General features: G+C 33.0%; 17 protein-coding genes. 11 read left to right on the forward strand and 6 right to left on the reverse strand.

Going from position 1 to position 22,411, the window contains the following annotated elements; all coding sequences use genetic code 11:
- Window positions 1–24 precede the first annotated feature (24 nt).
- The 3 genes from gap to OLM54_RS09340 form a co-directional block, all read right to left on the reverse strand.
- Window positions 25–1,029: a type I glyceraldehyde-3-phosphate dehydrogenase gene (gene gap, locus OLM54_RS09330; RefSeq protein WP_029273106.1), complete on the reverse strand. Its 1,005-nt coding sequence runs from the start codon at window positions 1,027–1,029 to the stop codon at window positions 25–27.
- A gap of 90 nt (window positions 1,030–1,119) precedes the next feature.
- Window positions 1,120–2,106, reverse strand: coding sequence for a 6-phosphofructokinase (pfkA, locus tag OLM54_RS09335; protein ID WP_264538311.1), 987 nt, complete (start codon window positions 2,104–2,106; stop codon window positions 1,120–1,122).
- Between the two features lie 306 nt (window positions 2,107–2,412).
- Entirely contained in the window at window positions 2,413–6,903 is a 4,491-nt protein-coding gene (locus tag OLM54_RS09340) for a translocation/assembly module TamB domain-containing protein (RefSeq protein WP_264538312.1), read from the reverse strand.
- A gap of 206 nt (window positions 6,904–7,109) precedes the next feature.
- On the opposite strand from OLM54_RS09340, the gene tsaD reads away from it, so the two are divergent.
- The 8 genes from tsaD (at window position 7,110) to OLM54_RS09380 (ending at window position 14,211) form a co-directional block, all read left to right on the forward strand.
- On the forward strand, window positions 7,110–8,132 hold the full coding sequence (gene tsaD, locus OLM54_RS09345; protein ID WP_264538313.1) for a tRNA (adenosine(37)-N6)-threonylcarbamoyltransferase complex transferase subunit TsaD: 1,023 nt from the start codon (window positions 7,110–7,112) through the stop codon (window positions 8,130–8,132).
- Between the two features lie 2 nt (window positions 8,133–8,134).
- Complete coding sequence (locus tag OLM54_RS09350; RefSeq protein ID WP_264538314.1) at window positions 8,135–8,848, forward strand: 16S rRNA (uracil(1498)-N(3))-methyltransferase; 714 nt, start codon at window positions 8,135–8,137, stop codon at window positions 8,846–8,848.
- A 157-nt stretch (window positions 8,849–9,005) separates the two neighbouring features.
- Window positions 9,006–9,644, forward strand: coding sequence for a DUF4159 domain-containing protein (locus tag OLM54_RS09355; protein WP_264538315.1), 639 nt, complete (start codon window positions 9,006–9,008; stop codon window positions 9,642–9,644).
- 10 nt (window positions 9,645–9,654) lie between these two features.
- Window positions 9,655–10,149, forward strand: coding sequence for a TrmH family RNA methyltransferase (locus tag OLM54_RS09360; protein ID WP_264538316.1), 495 nt, complete (start codon window positions 9,655–9,657; stop codon window positions 10,147–10,149).
- 158 nt (window positions 10,150–10,307) lie between these two features.
- Entirely contained in the window at window positions 10,308–11,258 is a 951-nt protein-coding gene (locus tag OLM54_RS09365; RefSeq protein ID WP_264538317.1) for a zinc metalloprotease, read from the forward strand.
- A 111-nt stretch (window positions 11,259–11,369) separates the two neighbouring features.
- Window positions 11,370–12,461 (forward strand): AI-2E family transporter, encoded by a 1,092-nt coding sequence (locus OLM54_RS09370; RefSeq protein WP_264538318.1) that lies wholly within the window; start codon window positions 11,370–11,372, stop codon window positions 12,459–12,461.
- 2 nt (window positions 12,462–12,463) lie between these two features.
- On the forward strand, window positions 12,464–13,645 hold the full coding sequence (locus OLM54_RS09375; RefSeq protein ID WP_264538319.1) for a class I SAM-dependent methyltransferase: 1,182 nt from the start codon (window positions 12,464–12,466) through the stop codon (window positions 13,643–13,645).
- A 2-nt stretch (window positions 13,646–13,647) separates the two neighbouring features.
- Entirely contained in the window at window positions 13,648–14,211 is a 564-nt protein-coding gene (locus OLM54_RS09380) for a hypothetical protein (protein WP_264538320.1), read from the forward strand.
- On the opposite strand, the gene OLM54_RS09385 is transcribed toward OLM54_RS09380, so the two are convergent.
- Complete coding sequence (locus OLM54_RS09385; protein ID WP_264538321.1) at window positions 14,212–14,865, reverse strand: M15 family metallopeptidase; 654 nt, start codon at window positions 14,863–14,865, stop codon at window positions 14,212–14,214. It lies immediately after the preceding gene.
- A 74-nt stretch (window positions 14,866–14,939) separates the two neighbouring features.
- Here OLM54_RS09385 and OLM54_RS09390 point away from each other — a divergent pair, with 74 nt between their 5' ends.
- Window positions 14,940–15,503 (forward strand): hypothetical protein, encoded by a 564-nt coding sequence (locus tag OLM54_RS09390; RefSeq protein WP_264538322.1) that lies wholly within the window; start codon window positions 14,940–14,942, stop codon window positions 15,501–15,503.
- A 290-nt stretch (window positions 15,504–15,793) separates the two neighbouring features.
- Window positions 15,794–17,545, forward strand: a complete 1,752-nt coding sequence (locus tag OLM54_RS09395) for a CocE/NonD family hydrolase (RefSeq protein WP_264538323.1) — start codon at window positions 15,794–15,796, stop codon at window positions 17,543–17,545.
- 5 nt (window positions 17,546–17,550) lie between these two features.
- Here the strand turns inward: OLM54_RS09395 and OLM54_RS09400 are convergent, their stop codons facing one another.
- Window positions 17,551–18,246 (reverse strand): LytR/AlgR family response regulator transcription factor, encoded by a 696-nt coding sequence (locus OLM54_RS09400; protein WP_264538324.1) that lies wholly within the window; start codon window positions 18,244–18,246, stop codon window positions 17,551–17,553.
- Entirely contained in the window at window positions 18,243–19,955 is a 1,713-nt protein-coding gene (locus tag OLM54_RS09405; RefSeq protein WP_264538325.1) for a histidine kinase, read from the reverse strand. The genes OLM54_RS09400 and OLM54_RS09405 overlap by 4 nt, the downstream gene beginning before the upstream one ends.
- A 59-nt stretch (window positions 19,956–20,014) precedes the next feature.
- Between OLM54_RS09405 and OLM54_RS09410 the strand changes: the two genes are divergently transcribed.
- Window positions 20,015–22,390 carry an outer membrane beta-barrel family protein gene (locus tag OLM54_RS09410; protein ID WP_264538326.1) on the forward strand — a complete coding sequence of 792 codons (2,376 nt, stop codon included), beginning with the start codon at window positions 20,015–20,017 and terminating at the stop codon, window positions 22,388–22,390.
- Window positions 22,391–22,411: the final 21 nt, after the last annotated feature.

Raw genomic sequence — 22,411 nt, forward strand, 5'->3', positions numbered from 1 at the left:
GGGATTTGCCAAATTTATATATTATTATTTTAAACCTGCGATATGCACAGATAAATCGATCAATTTTGAAGAATATCCGTATTCGTTATCATACCAAGATACGAATTTGAAGAAAGTAGAATTCAATCCAATTCCTGCAGTAGCATCAACAATTGAAGTTCTTTTATCAGAAATAAAATCCTGAGAAACAACTGCATCTTCAGTATATCCTAAAATACCTTTCATTGTAGTTTCAGAAGCTGTTTTTAAAACCGCTAAGATTTCTTCGTATGAAGTTTCTTTAGAAACTTTTACAGTTAAATCTACTACAGAAACGTCAGCTGTAGGAACACGGAAAGACATTCCTGTTAATTTACCATTCAAAGATGGAATTACTTTTCCAACTGCTTTTGCAGCTCCTGTTGAAGAAGGAATAATATTGATTGAAGCAGCACGTCCACCTCTCCAGTCTTTTCTTGAAGGTCCGTCAGCAGTCATTTGAGTTGAAGTTGTAGCGTGAACAGTTGTCATTAAAGCTTCTTCAATACCAAAGTTATCGTGAATAACTTTAGCTAAAGGCGCTAAACAGTTTGTTGTACAAGACGCGTTAGAAACTACTAAATCAGAAGCTTTTGCAGTTTCGTGATTTACTCCCATTACAAACATTGGAGCATCTGCAGAAGGAGCAGAAATAATTACTTTTTTAGCACCACCTTTAATGTGCTCATTTGCAGTTTCGATAGTTGTAAAGATACCTGTACATTCTGCAACTACATCAACATCAACTTCGTTCCATTTTAAGTCAGCAGGATTTCTTTCTGCAGTGATACGGATATTTCTTCCGTTTACATACAATTTTCCTTCTTTTACTTCTACAGTTCCGTTGAAACGACCGTGAACTGAATCATATTTTAATAAGTAAGCTAAGTGATCTACATCTAATAAATCGTTGATTGCTACTACTTCTACATTATCTCTGTTGAATGATTCTCTAAAAACGATTCTTCCGATACGTCCAAATCCGTTTATTCCTAATTTTACTTTTGACATTTTACTTAATTTTTGCTTTTGTTTTTATTACACTAATTTAAAGTCTAATTTCCTCACAATAAACTTCATTCCTTATTTAAACTTTTATTTTTATGTTGACATGATGTCAGACACTCTCAATAATTCTCTATCAATTTCAGATTTCCCTTTAATTGCTTGTTCTAATGGTGTTAGAGCTACTTTATCTTCACGTAAACCAACCATATAATTAGATTTACCTTCAATTAAAGATTCTACTGCTTTTACACCTAAACGGCTCGCTAAAACACGATCAAAACAAGATGGAGAACCACCACGCTGCATGTGTCCTAAAACAGAAACTCTTACGTCGTACTCAGGTAAATTAGCTTCAACATAATCTTTTAATTCGAATACGTTTTTACCAATTTTATCTCCCTCAGCAATAACTACTATACTTGATGATTTTCCCGAAGCTTTACTTTTTTGCAGTGAGTCCAGCAATCTGTCCAGACCTAAATCTTCTTCAGGAATAAGGATTTCTTCGGCACCGGCTCCAATACCTGCGTTTAGAGCAATATGCCCTGCATCTCTACCCATAACCTCTACAAAAAATAATCGGTTATGTGAACTTGCAGTATCTCTAATTTTATCGATACAATCTACAACTGTATTTAAAGCAGTATCATATCCTAATGTATGACTTGTACCAAAAATATCATTATCAATTGTACCCGGAATTCCCATTACAGGGAAACCAAATTCTGAATTAAAAACCAAACCTCCGGTAAAGCTTCCGTCTCCGCCAATAACTACAAGAGCATCAACTCCTGCTTTTAAAAGGTTTTCGTGCGCTTTTTTTCTACCTTCAGGTGTTTTAAACTCAAGAGAACGAGCTGATTTTAAGATCGTTCCTCCTTTATTTACAATATTATTTACACTTCGGGGACCCATTTCTTTGAAATCACCTTCGATCATTCCCTGATACCCTCTGTAAATTCCGATGCATTCTATATTATGATAAGCACATGTTCGAACAACTGATCGTATTGCGGCATTCATTCCTGGTGAGTCTCCTCCTGAAGTTAGAACACCAACTTTTTTTATTGTTTTTGGCATTATTTAAGTATTAAAGTGTAAAATTAGCAAACATTCACCACTTTACAGGTGGTAATTGTCATAAATTAATAAAATATGTTAAATTCAAACGTTTTCGTTAATAAGTTTTTTGATATGAAAAAATTCATTTAAAATAATAAAAGATGTATTTTTTAATTAAATCTCTAAAATTAACAATACATAAATGAAGTGTTATAAAAATCTGTGTGGAACTAAAATTCAAAAATTTTATTAATTTATAAATTTAGCAAAAAAAACCATTATAAAAATGGTTTTGAGAAAGTTAACGTTTTTTAAGCGATTTGCTTAAAAATCATTATCGTCAGGAATATATCCTTCGTTGTTATTATTTTGTTGCGGCTTAGGTTTCTCCTCGTCTTTTTTATCAGATTTCTTTTTATTCTTATCTGTTTCTTTTGAACTTGAGAAATTCAAATAATCCGGATTTACATAAGAATCCGGCAAATCATCAGGAGAACTTTTTAACGATCGTTCTAATTTATGGTTCTTAAATATCTTATTGACCAATTCACTAAAAGTATCAAAATCTACCTCATACGAAATACCAACTCCTTGTGTATAACCAATTCCCTGACCAACATAATTAATATCATTTTCTTTATTAAACAAACGAAGATTCATAGAACCATCTTCATTTACTCTGTAAAGAATTTCAATATCTCCAACAATCGCAGATTCATTAACGCCTCCAACCGGAACTCCTAATTTTCCGTTTATGGATATTTTTTCATTAATTTGAGACGATATATTCGCCACAAACTGACCATCGGCTTCCTGACCAATTCGTTTGTCTGCAGATATAAAGTTCAGGTCAATATTAAACTTATCATTATCTGATTTAATGATTCCACCCAATAAACTGGCAGCAGTTTCAGCAAAAGTTCCAGATAAATCACTTTGATTAAATCCATCCGGACTCATAAACGAACCTGTCGACAGTAAATACAATGCCTGCGTTTGGCGCACATCTTTATCATCTAACTTATATTGTATTTCTGATTTTAAAACATTACTTACAGACGGAAACTGAATATCAAAATTAGGCTCCGGGCTCGTTAAATCTCCTCTTAAACCAATTACAACTTCTACCGGTACTTTTTTATTAAAGGATGAATTATCCAGCAATACAGCAGGATTTGCAGATGTTCTGTAAACGGCTTCAAGATTCAACTGGGCTTTCATCGGGTTACCTTCCCAAATAATAGATCCGCCTTTTTTAACGGCGAATTTTTTATCGATCAAACCTCCGTATTTAAAGTTATAAGTTCCTTCGTATGCCTGGAAATCTCCCCACATATTAAATTTACCCAATGTGTTGATTTTAAATAACAACGAACCATATCCTTTTCCTTTCATACCGTGACCGGAATTTCGATCCAGAATTACTTCGACTTCCGCATCTGGCGTAATATCAAAATCAAACTCCAGTTCAAGTCCGTTATAATTTCGCGTTTTTTCAACAATACCATTTGCGAGATTGTATTTTTCTTTTGGCGTTACAAAATGTATCCAGCTGCTCTCCCCTACACTTTGCACATTATTAATAGGTATCTTAACTTCCGTTCCTTTTTCAGATTTAGCATCTACCTTAATAAACAAACTTTCTGTTGGTCCTTTTATACTTGCTGTACCATTAATAAATGCAGTACCAAAATAAGCCGCATCATCGCTGTCTTTGGTATCAAGTGCCAATAATCGTTTCGTCGTTATGGTTAAATCGAGTTTCCAGTCGCCAAAATTATGATGTTCAATACTTCCGTTCAGCAATCCTTTTGTGCCGTATTTCGTATCGGTTAACTGATTATTTCTAAACAAAAATTTCTCATCAGTTAAATCAATAACCGTTCGATCGCTTAATTCATAATCTGTATTAAGGTACGGAATGGTCATTCCGGCTTTTTCGACATATAATCTACCGTTGATTTCCGGTTTTTTAAGATTCCCCACAACCGCGGCATTTCCGGACACACTTCCTCGAACATTCGACAAAACGTCTCCGCCAACAGTTCCTAAAGTGGCTAAATTAAAGCCTTCAAGTTTTAGCTTTAAGTCCAGAATAGTTTCTTTATTTTCGATCGCAAAACTTCCGTTGGCACTAAACGATTCCGAAAAACCATTTTGTATCGATGAATTTATAGTAAATTTTCTCAGGCTTTCATCTCCCGAAATATCAAAATTTAAAGTACCTAATTCCGTTTTATTTAAGTTAAGATGGTCAATAACAATAGATGCCGTGGGTTGATAAACATCTTTATTCTGTTTAAAATTGACCTTTCCGTTCAAATTACCATTAAACACAAATTTTGAAGTTAACGGCGTAATTTTATTAATATCGACATCTTCAAAATTCAGCACAATATCCTTATAATCCTTTCCTTTTATTTCTCCATTTAAATCAATTTTTTGATCTTCATGCGATAATACAATATTGTCTATATTAAAGTTTTTGAAATTTTTATCAAAAACAACCTGATTATCTGATGCATCTTCTTCGTTTAAATACCATAAATAATCCTTAAACTTCATCTCAGATTTTTTGATACCAACAATATTATTTTTGTTTTTATCAATAGTATGATACAAGTTCATATTAAAATAATCATTCCCTTTTTCGCCACCTTTAAATTCTGAACGAACAAACAAAGTATCTTTTGATGTTACATTAATCAAATTGAAATCACGAATTTTATAATAAGGCGTTTTGATACTATCTAACTCAATAAAAGCATTATAAAGCGGATTTTTATTATCTATATTAATCCTGATATTATCAAACGTATTTTTTGCAGCAGTTATTTTTTGCGATTTAAACCTAAATTTAAATTCATTCAAATCAGCATCAATTTTTCCACGAACCACAGTTGATGAATCAACATTGATTTCAGGATATAACATTTCGACCACTTTATCATAAACATGAAAGTTGAAACGTAAAAATTGTCCTTTTTTAACCTTATAAGGTTTGTAATTCGTATAAAGACTTCCTACTGAATTCATTACCAGTTTATCTAATTGAGCAAACTGAAATTTACCCACAATTTTACCATTAACAATATCCGTAGAATTAATGGTTATGGTACGTAATTTATCAGCATCAAAACTAGAATTAACCGTTAAATCATCAAAAGCATAAGTCGATTTTGGATTTTGATAAACCGCGTCTTTAATGTAAATATTTCCCTGTAGATTTTCGATCGAATTTCCGGTAACTTCAACAACCGCGTCTCCCTGAAAATGAGAAATGGAATCGTTTACGAACTTCAATTTTTTCAAATCAGCATTTTCAACATTAATATGAAAATCGTATTTACTTTCGCGCTTGCTTAAATCAACCAAACCATCAAATGTTAAGGTCAAATTTGGATCGTTTATAGAAATTTGTCCTTTATAATAAGGCAGTTTAAAATTACCGTTAACCACAATATTATTATACGTGTATTTATTATAATCCAGTTTTTCAATATCACCTTTTATAATCGTGTTTAGATATTTCTCTGTAAAACCAACACCGTCAACATCTAAATTTAAAGTTGTTTTACCAATATCCTTTCGCTGCAGCAATGCTCCAACATCAAAATTATCCAAAATAATATTACCGGAGTAAGACGCTTTATCAATAAAATCCATATTGTTCAGGTGCAAATTTACCTGACCATTTCCTAAATCTGTAGCTATTTTAAAATCGCTTTCCAGCTCCGTTGTCGAAACTTTTGCTTTACCAACAATATTAAATTTACCAATTCTCTGTAGTTCCTTCGGAAGTTTTTTCCCTAAAACAACAGGCAGTAAAACCACCAAATTATCATAGCTGGAAGTTAATCTGTCAAACTTTCCATCCATGGAGAATTTCTGCTCTTTTGTACCTAAAAGATTTCTAAAATTAATGTTTCCTATAATTCGCGAACCGTTTGTATCAGTAAGTTTTAACCTTTTTAAATTTAAATTATTAAGCGTTCCTTTTAGTTTAGTTTTAAGCTTAAAATGCTGGTCTTTGCCCAATCCGTCATAAAAATAACGAATATCATTTGTGGCAATTGACGCAGAATCGACCGCAACATCAAACTTCACTTTATCTGTAAATGCCAGGAAATCCCCAACTTTATAATTTAAAATTGCTTTACCATAAATCGATGATCTTTTGGTTTTTATGGCTAAATTTTCAAGCTTGATTTGTTTTTTAGTATAACTAAATTTCGCTGCCAGATTAGAAACATACAAACCGCGATGATCCTCAAATGAAAACCTGTGAATAGTCGTATTTACATCCGGTCCATATAATTTAAAATCGCTGATATAAGCATTCAGTTTTTTAAAATCAATAAGTTTTGGCGTTTTCTTGTTTTCATCAATTACCGAAAATGTTCCTTTTGAGATATAGGCATTTTTGGCTGTCAATAAAAAATGTTTATTGGTTTTAGAAGGTTTATCAGAATCGAATAAGCGAATAAATTTATTGATATTGTTTTCGTTTTCGCCTTTGTAGGTTTTCAAATTAAAAACCAAACCTGTTAAGCGAAGATCGCCAAAAATTAAATCGCCATCAAGAAGCCTTTTTACACTTAAAATATCAGTACTGATAATATCTGAATAAATTAAAGTTTTTTTATGATGATCACGAATTAGTACGGTTTTAAGTTTAACGCCGCCAAAAATATTAATGGCAACTTTATCTATCGTAATATCTGTTTTAAAATCGTTGTTGAGTGAGTCTGTAACATATTTGGCAATTTTTGTCTGAACCACAGGCAAAGACAGTGTTATAGCCAATGCCAACAAAAGTAAAATTAACCCAATTAGGGTTCGTGATATTATTTTCTTTACTTTTTTGATAGCTTTTTAATTTTAGTTTTCTTTTAAATTTACTATGAACAGACAAAGAACGACTGTTTTTGATAAAAAATTCTTTAATTTTGGCGTCTACTTCAATCAAATAAATTTAAAAATTTGATTTGTCAAATATAATCCAAAATTCGTGCCTTTATATGCAAAATTCAGAGGTTTTTATTCTTGCCATCGAAAGTTCATGCGATGATACTGCTGCTGCAGTTTTACATAACGATAAAGTACTCTCAAATGTTGTAGCCAACCAGCTAATTCACAATCAATATGGGGGCGTTGTTCCTGAACTGGCTTCGAGAGCACATCAGCAGAATATTGTTCCTGTTATTGATGCGGCGCTTCGTAAAGCAAATGTACAAAAAGATCAATTAACCGCCATAGCATTTACGCAAGGTCCCGGTTTAATGGGCTCATTATTGGTAGGAAGTTCGTTTAGCAAATCACTTTCATTAGCATTAAATATTCCGTTAATTGCTGTAAATCACATGCATGCGCATATTTTAGCGCATTTTATAGACGAAGAAGGATTTGATAAACCTGAGTTTCCTTTTTTAGCCTTAACGATTAGCGGCGGACATACGCAAATTGTAAAAGTTAATGGCTTTTTTGATATGGAAATTATTGGCGAAACCACTGACGACGCGGTTGGAGAAGCTTTTGACAAGAGTGCAAAAATTCTCGGACTTCCTTATCCCGGCGGACCTTTAATCGATAAATATGCCAAAGAAGGAAACCCGAAAGCTTTTGCCTTTACAAAACCAAAAGTGCCCGGATTAGACTTTAGTTTCTCCGGATTAAAAACAGCCATTTTATATTTTATTCAGAAGAAAAAGTTAGAAAACCCAAATTTTATCGAAGAAAACCTCAACGATATTTGCGCTTCTATACAATATACGATTATCGAAATTTTGATGGATAAATTAAAATTAGCGGTAAAAGAAACCGGCATTACACAAATTGCGATTGGCGGCGGAGTTTCGGCAAACTCAGGAATCAGAACCCGATTGAAAGAAAGCGAAGCCAAATATGGCTGGAAAACTTTTGTTCCAAAATTTGAATACACTACAGATAACGCAGCCATGATTGGAATTGTAGGGTATCAAAAATATTTATCAAATCGTTTTGAAACTTCTGCGGTCGTTTCAAAAGCACGAATTCAATTTTAATTATGCAATTATTTTACAATCCCGATATAGACGAAACTACTGAAACTTTTTCTTTTGACAAAGAAGAAAGCCGTCATATAATCAAAGTTTTACGAAAAAAAGATTCCGATATTCTCCACGTCACAAACGGATTTGGTTTATTGTTTGAAACCGCAATTACTTTGGCGTCTGACAATAAATGTATTGTTGAAGTGCTTTCGATAAAAAAAACACCGGAACCGAAATTTCGTTTACATCTTGCGGTTGCGCCAACCAAAATGAACGATCGTTTTGAATGGTTTCTGGAAAAAGCTACTGAAATTGGTGTTCAGGAAATTACGCCTGTTTTTTGCGACAGATCAGAAAGAAAAGTGGTGAATAAAGAACGTTTTGAAAAAATCATTCTTTCGGCGATGAAACAATCCAATGAAACCTATTTGCCAAAATTAAACGAGGCAATTTCATTTAAAGAATTCATAAAACAAAAAAATGATGGTTTGCAATTGATCGCCCATTGCGAAGAAACCGATAAAAAATCATTGAAAGATGTTTTAAAGCCAAACGAAAATGTAACGGTATTAATTGGTCCCGAAGGCGATTTTTCTGAAAAGGAAATTGCATTGGCTTTAGAAAATAATTTTCAGCCGGTAATGCTGGGAAACACACGTTTACGTACTGAAACTGCTGCAGTTGTGGCTTGTCATAGTGTTGTTTTCTTTAATGAAACATCGAATTAATTGTGTCATTTAGAGGACTGGATTGTGTCATTTCGACCAAAGGGAGAAATCACATAACGTAACCACGGTGCGTTGCTCTCTGAATGTGATTTCTCCCTTTGGTCGAAATGACACAGCAGAGCGTTTAGAGTAAAAAAACAAGATAATTTATAATTACATGAAAAAAATATTTTACTTATTATTACTTATTTCCACACATTCCTTTTCACAGGAAATTGCTTTATTAAAATACAGCGGTGGCGGCGATTGGTATGCAAATCCTACATCACTGCCCAATTTAATTCAGTTTTGTAATTCTAATATCAATACAAGGATAAAACCAAAACCATCAACGGTAGAACCCGGAAATCCTGACTTGCTTTCGTATCCTTTTGTACATATGACGGGACACGGAAATGTGGTCTTTAGCGATGCCGATGTTAGTAATTTGAGAAATTATTTAACATCCGGAGGTTTCCTGCATATTGACGATAATTACGGAATGGATCAATACATTCGAAAAGAAATCAAGAAAATATTCCCGAATAATAATTTAATTGAAATTCCTGCCAATCATCCTATTTTTCAAAAACCGTTTCCTTTTCCTAACGGATTACCAAAAATTCACGAACACGATGGTACTCGTGCTCAGGCTTTTGGCATTTTTGTCGACAATAAATTGGTTTTATTATACACGTACGAATGTGATTTGGGCGATGGCTGGGAAGATGCAGAAGTACACAACGATCCGCTTGCTGTTAGAGAAAAAGCGCTAAAAATGGGTGCCAATATCATCAACTATATTTTTACCAATTAAACCTTAAAAAGTGCAGCTTACTCACGAAGAAAATCAATTTGAACGAAAAACGTTTCCCATAACGCTGGTTTGTGATCATATTTATTTTCAACAAAATATTGGTTCTCTTTTTAGAATTGCAGAAGCTTTTGGTGTGGAAAATATTATTTTTTTAGGAAAAGATATTCCGCTCACACCCAGAAAAATCAATAAAACTTCAAGAAGCACACATCTTTATGTGCCGCATATTGTAATCGAACAAACAACAGAACTTGTTGATTACTTAACTTCAAACAACTTCGAAATTATTGCTTTGGAAATTGCCAGCAATAGTAAACCCTTAAAAGAAGTTGTAATTCCTGATAACCAAAAAATTGCACTTTTACTGGGAAGTGAAATTGACGGAATCTGCGATGAACTTTTAAAGATTTCGAACCAGATTGTACACATAAACATGTTCGGAAAAAACAGTTCGATGAATGTTGTTCAGGCTGCAAGTATCGCTTTGTACGAAATTACTTCTTAATAAATTGTCTTGAATTTTTGTAAGAACTAGATTATATAAGGGTTTGTAAAATTCTGACAAATAATTATTTGTAAATATTTTGCTACGTAAAACTTTTGTTATAAAATTGCGATATTGTTTAACTAATCAACAATATTATAACAAAAACCCCTATTATTATGAAAAAAGTTTTTTTATCCGCAGTTACAGCCTTATTGCTGTTTTCATGTCAAAATGATCAATCAGAATCAGCAGATTCAGGTGTAAGTGCAATTGCCCAAAGAGGATGTGCCACTCAGGAAGTTTTAGAAGCACAATTAAAAGCTGATCCTACATTAGCGATCAGAATGAATGAAATTGAAGCTTTTACAAACAAAGCTATGCTTACAGGTAAACTTGTAAATGGCAAAGTTCAAATTCCGGTTGTTGTAAATGTTTTATACAGAACTACTGCTGAAAACATTTCGAATGCACAAATTCAAACACAAATCGATGTATTAAACAAGGATTTTAATGCGTTAAACTCAGATTTTGGTAGTGTTCCTGCACTATTTTCTGGTGTAAAAGCAAATGTAGGTATTTCATTTGTTTTAGATCAGGTTATTAGAAAATCGACTACAAAAACATCTTGGGGAACAAATGATGCCATGAAAAAAACGGCTCAGGGAGGTCTTGCACCAACTACTCCAACAACAAAGCTTAACTTATGGGCTTGTACTATTGGTGGCGGAATTTTAGGTTATGCTCAATTTCCTGGTGGAGCTTCGGCTACTGACGGAGTTGTAATTGACTCTAAATATTTTGGTTTATCAGGTTCAGCAAACGCTCCTTACAACTTAGGAAGAACTGCTACTCACGAAGTTGGTCACTGGATGAATTTACGTCACATTTGGGGAGATGCAACTTGCGGAAGCGATTTAGTATCTGATACGCCAACTCACAACACTGCAAATTACGGTGTACCTGCGTATCCTCATTACAGTACTTGTTCTGGAACTCCTGTAGAAATGACAATGAACTACATGGATTATACAGATGATAATGCAATGTACATGTTCTCTAACGGACAAAAAAGCAGAATGGCTGCAATATTTGTAACCGGAGGTCCAAGAGCTGCATTTGGTATCTAAAAGATATTCAACATAATACACTTAAAAGCGAGATATACACTATCTCGCTTTTTTTGTTTTAGTACCAAAATTTCAAAGCTTTTTCCTATATTTATCATCTAAAACCCAATCATGATCACATCAAAAATAATATCTAACGGAATATTACGAGCTTTAACCACCATTTTAGTTGTTGCCCTGATTTTATATTTCTTATATGAAATACAAACCGTAATTGTCTATTTATGCATTTCTTTAATATTGTGTTTAATAGCAAATCCGTTAGTACAATTTTTAAAAAATAAATTAAAATTCGGAAATTCATTAGCCGCTACAACAACCATAATTGTTTTTATATTAACAATGGTTGGTTTTATATTTTTGTTCGTTCCGCTGATTATTTCGCAAGCCAATAATTTATCTTTACTCGACACCGATCATTTACAAACGCAATTTCTGGAAGCAGAACAAAGTATTGAAACTTATTTTAATATTCCGCACGTAGATTTAAACAAAGTATTGAAAGATTCTAAAATAACATCCATGTTCAATTTTAGTTATTTTACAGGTTTCATCAATTCGATTTTAGGTTTTGTCGCTGATATGGGAATGGGATTGGTTTCGGTATTTTTTATTACTTTTTTCTTTATTAAAGATCAGGACGCGTTTAAAGCTACTGCAAGAAAAATTTTGCCGGATACAAACGAAGACAAAATTTTAAATTCTATCGCAAAAATAAATCATTTCCTAACACGTTATTTTATTGGTTTATTGCTGCAATTAACAGTTGTATTTATTTTGTATTTGATTGTTTTAATGATTTTTGGAAATCAAAATGCTTTTGTAATTGCTTTTTTATGTGCCATTTTAAATATCATTCCGTATATAGGACCTATTATCGGAACTATTTTAGCAGGTCTTTTAACGATGATAAGCATGATTGGAAGCGATTTTCAATCGGAGATTTTACCCCGAACTATATATGTAATCATAGGTTTTTTAATTGTTCAGGCAATTGATAATAATATTAGTCAGCCCATAATTTCGTCAAAAAGTGTAAATTCGCACCCGTTAGAAATATTCCTGATTACTTTAATTAGCGGCATTACTTTTGGAATTGTGGGAATGATTATCGCCATTCCGGTTTTTACAATGGTAAAAGTAATTTTAAAAGAATTTTTTCCTGACAACAAAATTGTCTCCGTATTAACCGAAAGAATTTAGCATTGAACACTTCTATTTTACAACAAAATATTCAAGACTTCATAAATAAAAATAGCGGTGTTCCGATTACAAAATTAGCGCTTCAAAAAAATCCTTTTCCAGAAGTGGAATGGATTACGATTTTAAATCAAATCGAAGCCAAAACGAAAGCAAAAGACAAATTACCAACTTGGTTTTCGACCGAAAACATCATTTATCCAAGTAAAATTTCTGTAGAACAAACTTCTTCTGAAAAAACAGCGGCGTATAAAGCTTCTTTAATTTCAGGAAAAAGTTTAATTGATCTTACCGGAGGTTTTGGCGTTGATGATTATTATTTTTCTAAGAAATTTAAAACTGTTGCGCATTGCGAAATCAATGAAGATTTATCTGAAATTGTAAAACATAATTTCGAACAATTAAAAACAGAAAATTGTACTTTTTATGCCGATGATTCTGAAAATGTTTTAAAAGAATCAGATCAAAAATGGGATTGGATTTACATTGATCCTTCACGAAGAAATGATGCAAAAGGCAAAGTTTTTATGCTGAAAGACTGTTTGCCGAATGTTCCTGAATTATTAGATTTTTACTTCGAAAAAAGTGATTCTGTTTTAATAAAAACAGCGCCTTTGTTAGATATTTCGGCAGGATTATCTGAATTGAAATTCGTAAAAAACATTCATATTATTGCTTTGGAAAATGAAGTGAAAGAATTGCTTTTTGAAATTCACAATCATTATTCAGGCGAAATAATAATAAAAACCGCCAATATTTTAAAAGACAAAACTGAAACTTTCGACTTTATTTTAGGTGATGAAACTGAATTGCCTTTTTATCATTTACCGCAAAAGTTTCTCTACGAACCCAATTCTGCTATTATGAAATCCGGTGGTTTTGATGAAGTTAGTATCCTATTCAAAATAAATAAACTTCATAAACATTCTCATTTATATACTTCTGATGAATTAATTGATTTTCCCGGAAGATCTTTTGAAATCGAAAAGGTGGTTTCGTACAGCAAAAACGATATGAAAGCCACACTTTTAAATCAGCAGGCAAATGTTACCGCGCGAAATTTTCCGGACACGGTAGAAAACATTCGAAAAAAGTGGAAAATAAAAAATGGTGGAAATTTGTATTGTTTTTTTACAACAGATAAAAATGATAACAAAATAGTTTTAATTTGCAGAAAAATTACTTAAAAATGAAACAACTAATTACACTAACTTTTTTTCTATTAACCTTTTCTGCATTTGCCCAAAAACCTTGTGAATACAGCACCAATGTAACTGATTCTATTGGTACTTATAAAGTAACTAACGAATATTTGATTAGCGAGAAAAACTTTGGCGGAACTTCTAATTATGTGTTCTTTTCATTGGCACAAACAGATGGTTTACCAACATTAAATCTGCAATTAATTCAAAAAAGTAAAGATTTTGTAAAAGCGAATTGTTTTGACAAAAACTCAAAAGTGTTTTTACAATTGCAAAACGGCAAAATCGTAACTTTAATACATATTAATCAGGAAAACTGCGGAACGCTAATTCGTGATAAAGAATATAATAACAGAGTAAATACCGGAATTTTTATGTTTATGAAAGATAATTTCGAAGAGCTTAAAAAATCTCCTGTTACCTTAATGCGAATTAAGTATTTAACTGATATTGAAGATTATATTGTAAGAAGCGAAATAACTTCAGAAATGAACCAGAAAGTATATCATCCTGATACGTATTTCATGGAAAATATCAGATGCGTTGAGTAATTAGTTGCAATCCCATTTTTGATTGGAAACCTTATCTTTTAAGCCTGTTTTTAGATTATAATGCCACCATTCTGAATCGAAGGAATTGAAGCCATGTTTAATCATTACTTTTTTAAGATATTTTCTATTTGATTTTACTTCATTTGGCAATTTTGTATAGTTATGACTCGCCTGAATTCCGAAGAAATCAAAAGGAGTTCCCATATCAAGTTCTTTTCCAGTAGCATCGACAAGCGTAATATCAACGGCTCCTCCTCTATTATGAATGGAGCCTTTTTTTGGATCTGCCACATACTCCGGATTCGAAACTATCTCCCACATTTTCTTTTGAATAGACAAAGGTCGGTAGCAATCAAAAAGTTTTATTTTATAGCCTTTTTTCATAAAATCTTTATTGGCGGCAACTAAGGCTTCAACGGTTTTTAAACGCAAAACACATTCGGCACAATCATATACTTTAGCTTTTAAAAAGTTATCTTCGGTTGCATATTTCATATCATAGATAAAATCTTTACTGTACTCTTTTAAATTCACAAAAGTAGTATCGGCAATTTCATGTTTTACAGGTTCTGAATAGGTTTCGTGTTGCGCGTTTGCAGATAGTGTCCCAAAAATAGAAACCAGAAAAAATAAAAAAGTGTTGAATTGTGGCATGAAAATGGCGTTTTAAATGTAAAGCTTTTCTCAAAAGTAAATAAATTATTTATCAATCTTATTAAATATCAATCATGAAAAAATTTACTTTCTTATTCTTTCTTCTTCCATTTATAGAAAATTCTCAGGAAATACAATATTCAGAACCATCAAAATTCATTGAAAAATCAGGTTATGTACAGATAAACATGTCCGAAAATGAAAAGACTTTATTTAAATCCGGTTTGGGAGAAACTGTTTCATTTTATCCAAGTGAGATTATTGATTTAAAACAAAATACAAAAATATCAGGCTTAGCCGTAGAAAGCACTTACATCATAAAAGATTATCCAAACAGACCAACTGAATATACAAAAGAAACGGCATGGATTGGAACGGATGAAATACCTGATTTAATTATTTGGTTTGAAAATTATGTTATTCCGAATATGGATTTGGCGGCAAAAGAAAAGAAAATAGTAAAATATATCTTTAACACGAAGGAAATTCAATTGAAATTTGAAAATTATAATACAACCCAAACTTTTACTGTAATAATCAAAAACTCAAATTATAAAGACAAATATTTCTGGACAGAAGCAAGAGTAAAAGATATTCCGAATATCCTGTTAACTTTGAAATACCTTCAATCTAAATAAAATTGTATTTTTCTTTTAAACTGAACTTTAATTGTAACACTTTACGATAATTCTTGTCTTTTAATGAAAGTGTAGTCTCTACGGGACATTTTTTTGCGGTTCTAATTATTTGTTACCAACATTTAATCTCTACGAGATATGATTTTAGCATTTAAATATGAATAAAAGCTACCAAAAAATAATCCGTTAGGATTAAAATGTTGGTAGAAAAACATATCCGACACAAAAAAATATCCCGTAGGGATTATACCTTTTTACGCTAATAATTTAAATTCCTTAAACCTGACATTATGCGAAACAAAATAATTATATCATTTCTAATTTTATTTCTAATTAGTTTCAACTTATCGGCTCAGCAAACAAAAGCTGCAAAATTAAACAGCGACACAAGCGATTATGATATTCAGGATAGTATATTGATAAAAACACGTGACGGCGGAATATTATCGGCAATAATGATTCGTAAAAAAGGAGAAACTAATCCTAAACCTGTGATTCTGCAATACACTATTTATGTTCGGGATAAAGGCAGAGATATAAAAACCTTAAAAGAATCTGCAGATCATGGATATGTTGGCGTTATTGTATATTCGAGAGGAAAGCGTTTTAGTCCTGATGAAATAAATCCGTACGAAAATGAAAGCAACGATACGTATGATGCCATTGACTGGATTAGTAAACAAAAATGGTGCAACGGAAGCGTTGGTATGTTTGGCGGAAGTTACAATGGTTTTACGCAATGGGCAGCTTGCAAAACACCTCATCCGGCGCTTAAAACAATTGTTCCCTATGTAGCGAACAGACCCGGAATGGGTTTGCCAATGGAAAATAATATTTTTATAAACCCCAATTATGAATGGGCTTTTTATGTTGGCAACAATAAATTTTTAGATACTGTTGCCGGAAATAACAGACCGCGTTTTAGGGGATTGCAATTTAAATGGTGGGAATCCGGCGCAGCGTACAAAAAACTGGACAGCATTGATGGCGAACCAAACCGATGGTTTCAAAAATGGATTAAGCATCCTTCATTCGACAATTACTGGCAAAAAATGGCGCCTTATAAAACTGATTTCTCTAAGATCAAAATTCCTGTTTTAGCCTTTGATGGTTATTATAATGATTCGCAAAACTCCAGTTTATATTATTTAAGAGAACTTCAAAAATACAGTCCAAAAACACCCGCTTATTTGATTATTGGTCCGTATGGTCATTTTGGAACTCAAATTGGCGGCGAAGCTATTATTAATGATTATAAAGTTGATGCAAATGCACTAATCGACATCAAAAAAATAACATATCAATGGTTTGATTATATTTTAAAAAATGGTGCTAAACCTGAAGTTTTAAAAGATAAAATCAATTATGAAGTTATGGGTGCGAATGAATGGAAAAGTGCTCCATCGATAGAAAAAATGCATAATGATTTTCTAACTTTTTATCTGATTGATACTAAATTAGAAACCTTTTATAGGGCGAGTTCTAAAAAACCGGATAGAAAAACATTTCTATTGCAAAAAGTAGATTTTGCAGACAGGCAAAACAGCAGCAACAACGACTATTATCCGGGTCCGATAATTAAAAAAGAATTGGATACAACCAGCGGATTTAAGTTTATAACCGAACCTTTAAAAGAACAATTGATTGTAAATGGTTCTTTTTTAGGTGAACTAAAAATAAGCATCAACAAAAAAGATGTGGATCTTGGTGTCACTATTTATGAAGTAACGCCAAATGGCGAATATTTTCATTTATCTTATTATATTGGGCGCGCCAGTTATGCAAAAGATATGGAAAAGAGAAATTTGTTAGAACCAAATACAATTGAAACCATTGCTTTTGCAAATACACATTTAATTAGCAAACAAGTCAGTAAGGGAAGTCGATTGCTTATTGTAATTGATGTTAATAAAAATGCGTTTTCTCAGTTAAATTACGGAACCGGAAAAGATGCAAGCGAAGAAACAATTCAAGACGCTAAAGAACCTTTGCAGATAAAATGGTACACGGATAGTTTTGTAAAAATTCCTGTTTTGAGATAATAAACTCAGATCATTTTTTGCCTGATTTCTTTATACCTGGAGCGTCCTACAGGCAGTATTTCTGCATTTTTGAGCAACATACCGTATTTTCCACCGGGTTCGACAATTAGTCGATCTGCTTCATGCCAACAAATAATAAACGATTTGTGTATTCGCTCAAATGATGGCGGGAGTAATTTTTCCAGCGACTCCAGCGATTTATCGTGCAGTTCAATGCTATTATCTGATAAATGCAATTCCGTATAAATTCCTGCTCCCTTAATATATAGTATATCAGAAATTCTGATCAGTTTGACCGTTTTTGCTTTTTTTACAGCCAGAAACTTAATATCCTGATTTAATTGTTTCTCGGGTGTTGTAAAACGTAAAAAGGCTTGTGATAATCTGTTTTCATCAAAAGGTTTGGGTACAAAATCTAATACGCCATATGCAAAAGCCGTAATTGCTTTATCTGTATAAGCTGAAATAATAATGGTTTGAAAAGACCGTGCTACAAAAGCTTTCAGGACATCAAATCCGTCTTCGCCATTTAAATTTAAATCCAGCAATAGCAAATCGATCTCGTGCTGATCAATACTGCTTAATCCAGTTTCAAGTGAGTCCGAAAGTAAAATGTTCACATCTTTATCAAAGAAATTTCGGGTCATTCTTTCAATTCGTTTGGCAATTCGTGCTTCGTCTTCAATAATCAAAATCTTCATCTTTTCTCAAAAATTTTAATTGTGGTTTGCCAGCCTTCTTTTACCGCACAGGAATCAAAAGACCAATTATCGCCATAACTTTCGTCTAATCTGGCTTTTATATACTTAAAACCGGTTCCATTACTTCTGTCTTTCTTTGTTTGTCTGTTTTTTGCAATAGTTTGCAATGTATACTCTTTATAGTTTTTTTCTCTTATAAAACTCAGGCAAAAACAAATACAGCCTTTTTCAGGCGGCAAACTGTGTGTAATTCCGTTTTCTATAATAGTATGAATAATCGCAGGCGGAATCTCTTCATTTTCATCAATATTTTTTTCTTGCCAATCGTAGCAAACTTCTTTACGAAAAGACATTACTTCGAGATGTTTTCGGCATAATTGAATTTCTTCTCTTATTGGTATCAATGTATCTTCGGCAATAGAATTCATGATATCAAACTCGTCTGCCAGCGCGCGAATAAATACAACGCCTTGCTGCGGTGATTCTTCAACCCAATCAATTAAGGAAGTTAAGGTATTACGAAGAAAATGAGGCTGAATATTTTTCTTAATCAGTTCTAACTGTAATCTTGACGAAAGTAATAATGATGCGTTATGCGCTTCTTCGATTGCTTTGGCGCGAATAGTATGCAGATAAAGCATGCAAAGTACGATAATGGTGAAAGCGATAAACAATCCAAAATCATAAAATAAAAAGTAATTAACAGCCACACTTGCCACTAAACCGAGTACAACAATTATTCCTCCCTTAATTTGTCGAGCTGCAGCATTAGTAGCGACCGCAATAGAAATAAGCCACATTGCATCGCTAAAAAGTATGGCAGTAAGATCATAATGATGATAATTTAAAATATAAATACCAATAAGTCCCGAAAATAAAATAAGCAAATACAGCCGCTTTTTTTCGAATTCAAACTGCAGCATAAAATACCACGGAACGAGCATCGAGATTGCAAACGTAATCCAGCCAACGATCTCTAAACGGGAATAAAATTGGGTGTATGGAATGTTGATATAAAACTTTACGTATTCTATGATTAATAAGCAGAAGAAAAACAGACATATTATTGCAAAAAGCAAAACTGTTGTTTCTTTACGGGTACTATTGATATACAGAAAAGAATAATAGATAGCGGCAATTAAAAAAGCTCCCGCCATGAGGTTCATAAAAGACATGACAATAAGCGGTGCACGATGAAGTCTTAAATAGCTTTCGAGTTTAATATCAATTCCGCGTTTTGCCTCTTGTAATTGCGTTTGTGTTCCAATAATAGTAACAATGTGTTTGCCTATATTGGCTCGTTTTTCGGGTATTTGATAATATGTCATTTCGGTTCCGGGTACTTCGGGCTGACCTGATTTTGCCATTTTACCGTTGCTTCCCACTAAAATACCATCCCAATACACATCAAAAGCACCAAAAGCATTTACCTGTAAACCTAATGGTCCGGCATTATTATCACGTTTAACAAGCTTTAATGGTATTTGAACTTTAAAAATATCTTGTGCAGATTTACCCAAATAATCCTGTACACGATCTTCATTAACATAGTACGATGCATCCGATTTTACATAATCAGTATATTGTTTACATGACGTAAACAAAAGCAGTAAAAAAAAGGTAAAAAAGGCAAATCGATACATAAGATAAAGATAGAATAAATATCGAATTGGGAAATGCATTTCAAAAGGTGTTAGAGCCGTTTGCATGTTTTCAAAAGCAGTGTTTTGTTTTATGATTTAATCTTGCAGTATCAAAACCTTATAATATGAAAACCTTAATAATCAGTATTCTAATCTTATTTTTTCAGCTTTCTGTCGTCGCGCAGCAAAGCACTGTTTCCGGTAAAGTACAGGATAATACCACTAAAGAAGCGTTGCCGTATGTAACAATCGCTGTAAAAGACAGCAACTCAAAAATACTGGCTGCGGGCATTACTGATGATTATGGCGCTTTTAATCTGGACGGATTACCATTGGGAAAAATGACCGTAACTTTCAGTTTTTTGGGTTATCAGTCTTATAGTCAACCGTTGGAAATTATTGCAGCTCATACAAAAATACAACTCGGAACTATTGGTTTAAATAATGATGCCGTGCAATTAAATGCAGTCGAAATTAACGGAACAAAATCTAATATTAGTTTAAAAATAGATAAAAAAGTTTTTGAAGTTGGTAAAGATGTGCTTTCGCAGAATGGCTCTGCTCATGATGTTTTAAATGGAGTGCCATCTATAGCGGTAAGCCCAACGGGAGCAATAAGTCTTCGTGGCAACAGCAGTGTATTAGTTCTTATAAATGGTCGTCAGTCCGGTCTTACACAAGGCAATGCACTTGATCAGATCGCCGCAGACCAAATTGACCGAATAGAAGTAATTACGAATCCTTCATCGAGATATGACGCTGCCGGTTCTGCCGGTATTATCAATATTATATTGAAAAAAAACAAAAAAAGTGGTTTTAGCGGTCAGGTTCGATTAGTTGCGGGTTCGCCTAACGATAGCCGCCTTAACCCAAGTATCAATTATAAATCAGATAAGATCAACATTTTTTCTAATTTCAGCATTCGCTCTTCTGATTATGTTGGTTTATACACTACAAATCAATCCACTACTAATGGCACACCCACTTTAATGAACCGCGTACAAAATGAAGATCGTCATGACGACGGCAAATTACTGTATCTGGGTGCTGATTATTTTATTAACGAACATCAAACTATAACCACCGCTTTTTTAAAAAATGCTACACACGACAATGATAAAACTGATTTATTTTATGATTACAGTAATCCTTCAAGTACTATCCAGGATAGTATCCTGACAAGACACGGCAAATCACTTGAAAAAAGAGATTACAGCCAATTAGAATTTAATTATACGCATACATTTAAACAGCCCGAAAAAAAATGGACTATTGATATGCAGTATGATTGGTGGAACAGCGATAAAAAATGGAATCTTACAACACAGCGTTTGTCGCCAACGCCATTAGATTATCCCGGTATTAGAACGAGCTCTATTGGCAACAGCAAAGATTTTCTTGCCAAGAGTGATTTTATACAGCCTGTTGATAGTGTTTCGGTATTTGAGTTTGGAATTAAAACTGAAATCCGTAAAGTTTCGAGTAATTTTTTAGCTGAACAAGAGCAGGATAATATCTGGAACGTTTACCAAAATATTGATAATCACTTAAATTATGCCGAAAACATTTCCGGTGCTTATGTGCAATTTAACAGCAAGGTTAAACACTTTTCTTATATGCTGGGTTTGCGTACAGAGTTAACCCATATTTCGATCACAGATATTCAAAACACATATAATGATACGAAAAACTACAATAAATTGTTTCCAACCGTTAATATGAGTTATAAGTTTGAAACCTCAACTTTACAGCTCAATTACAGCAAGCGCATTAACCGCCCTGATTTGTATGAGTTGTATCCTTTTAATGAGTTAACGGATTTAAACGCACAATATATTGGTAATCCTGATCTTAACCCTTCTTATTCGGATGTTTTTGAAATGGCTTTCCTTAAAACATGGAAAACACTGACATTGAATCCTTCCGTTTATTACCAGCGTGAGAATGGTTATATTCAGGATTTTACCTATCGTGAAAATGATATTTTTTACACAACGCCTATTAATATCGATTACGAAATACGCAGCGGTATAGAACTTTCTGCATTATACAATCCGATGAAATGGCTGCAGATCAATGCCGAAATGAATTTTTATCGCTTTGAACAAAAAGGAAATTATCAGGAAAAAAATCTTGACTATGACGGAGAAACCTTTACCGGACGTTTGAGTACGCAGATCAAGCTTCCGTCTAAATTCAGTTTTCAGGGTCGTTATAACTTTCGTGGAGAACAGCAAAATGCACAAACAAAAAATGAAGCATTGCAATCAATCGATTTTGGTTTGAGCAAGATTTTATTAAAAGACAAAGCAACTATTGTATTTGATGTTTCAAATGCTTTCAATTTGCGCCAAAACAAAAGTACCACGACCGGAACAGATTATTTATTTACCCAAAACAGTATTCCAAACGCTGCCCGATACCGACTTAGTTTTGTTTATCGTTTTAACCTGACTGATCCAAAAGTAATCCGACAAGCCAATAGTGCCAATCGTAATTAATAATCAAATTATTTACTGAAA

The sequence above is a fragment of the Flavobacterium sp. N1736 genome (genome assembly GCF_025947065.1).
GTDB lineage: Bacteria > Bacteroidota > Bacteroidia > Flavobacteriales > Flavobacteriaceae > Flavobacterium.

Bases quoted from the DNA above. Each gene is read 5' to 3' on its own strand.
- OLM54_RS09400 (WP_264538324.1), bottom strand. From the start codon at position 18,246: ATGAAGATTTTGATTATTGAAGACGAAGCACGAATTGCCAAACGAATT.
- tsaD (WP_264538313.1), top strand. From the start codon at position 7,110: ATGCAAAATTCAGAGGTTTTTATTCTTGCCATCGAAAGTTCATGCGAT.
- OLM54_RS09365 (WP_264538317.1), top strand. From the start codon at position 10,308: ATGAAAAAAGTTTTTTTATCCGCAGTTACAGCCTTATTGCTGTTTTCA.
- OLM54_RS09380 (WP_264538320.1), top strand. From the start codon at position 13,648: ATGAAACAACTAATTACACTAACTTTTTTTCTATTAACCTTTTCTGCA.
- OLM54_RS09350 (WP_264538314.1), top strand. From the start codon at position 8,135: ATGCAATTATTTTACAATCCCGATATAGACGAAACTACTGAAACTTTT.
- OLM54_RS09385 (WP_264538321.1), bottom strand. From the start codon at position 14,865: ATGCCACAATTCAACACTTTTTTATTTTTTCTGGTTTCTATTTTTGGG.
- OLM54_RS09390 (WP_264538322.1), top strand. From the start codon at position 14,940: ATGAAAAAATTTACTTTCTTATTCTTTCTTCTTCCATTTATAGAAAAT.
- pfkA (WP_264538311.1), bottom strand. From the start codon at position 2,106: ATGCCAAAAACAATAAAAAAAGTTGGTGTTCTAACTTCAGGAGGAGAC.
- OLM54_RS09395 (WP_264538323.1), top strand. From the start codon at position 15,794: ATGCGAAACAAAATAATTATATCATTTCTAATTTTATTTCTAATTAGT.
- OLM54_RS09355 (WP_264538315.1), top strand. From the start codon at position 9,006: ATGAAAAAAATATTTTACTTATTATTACTTATTTCCACACATTCCTTT.
- OLM54_RS09405 (WP_264538325.1), bottom strand. From the start codon at position 19,955: ATGCAAACGGCTCTAACACCTTTTGAAATGCATTTCCCAATTCGATAT.
- OLM54_RS09410 (WP_264538326.1), top strand. From the start codon at position 20,015: ATGAAAACCTTAATAATCAGTATTCTAATCTTATTTTTTCAGCTTTCT.
- OLM54_RS09370 (WP_264538318.1), top strand. From the start codon at position 11,370: ATGATCACATCAAAAATAATATCTAACGGAATATTACGAGCTTTAACC.
- gap (WP_029273106.1), bottom strand. From the start codon at position 1,029: ATGTCAAAAGTAAAATTAGGAATAAACGGATTTGGACGTATCGGAAGA.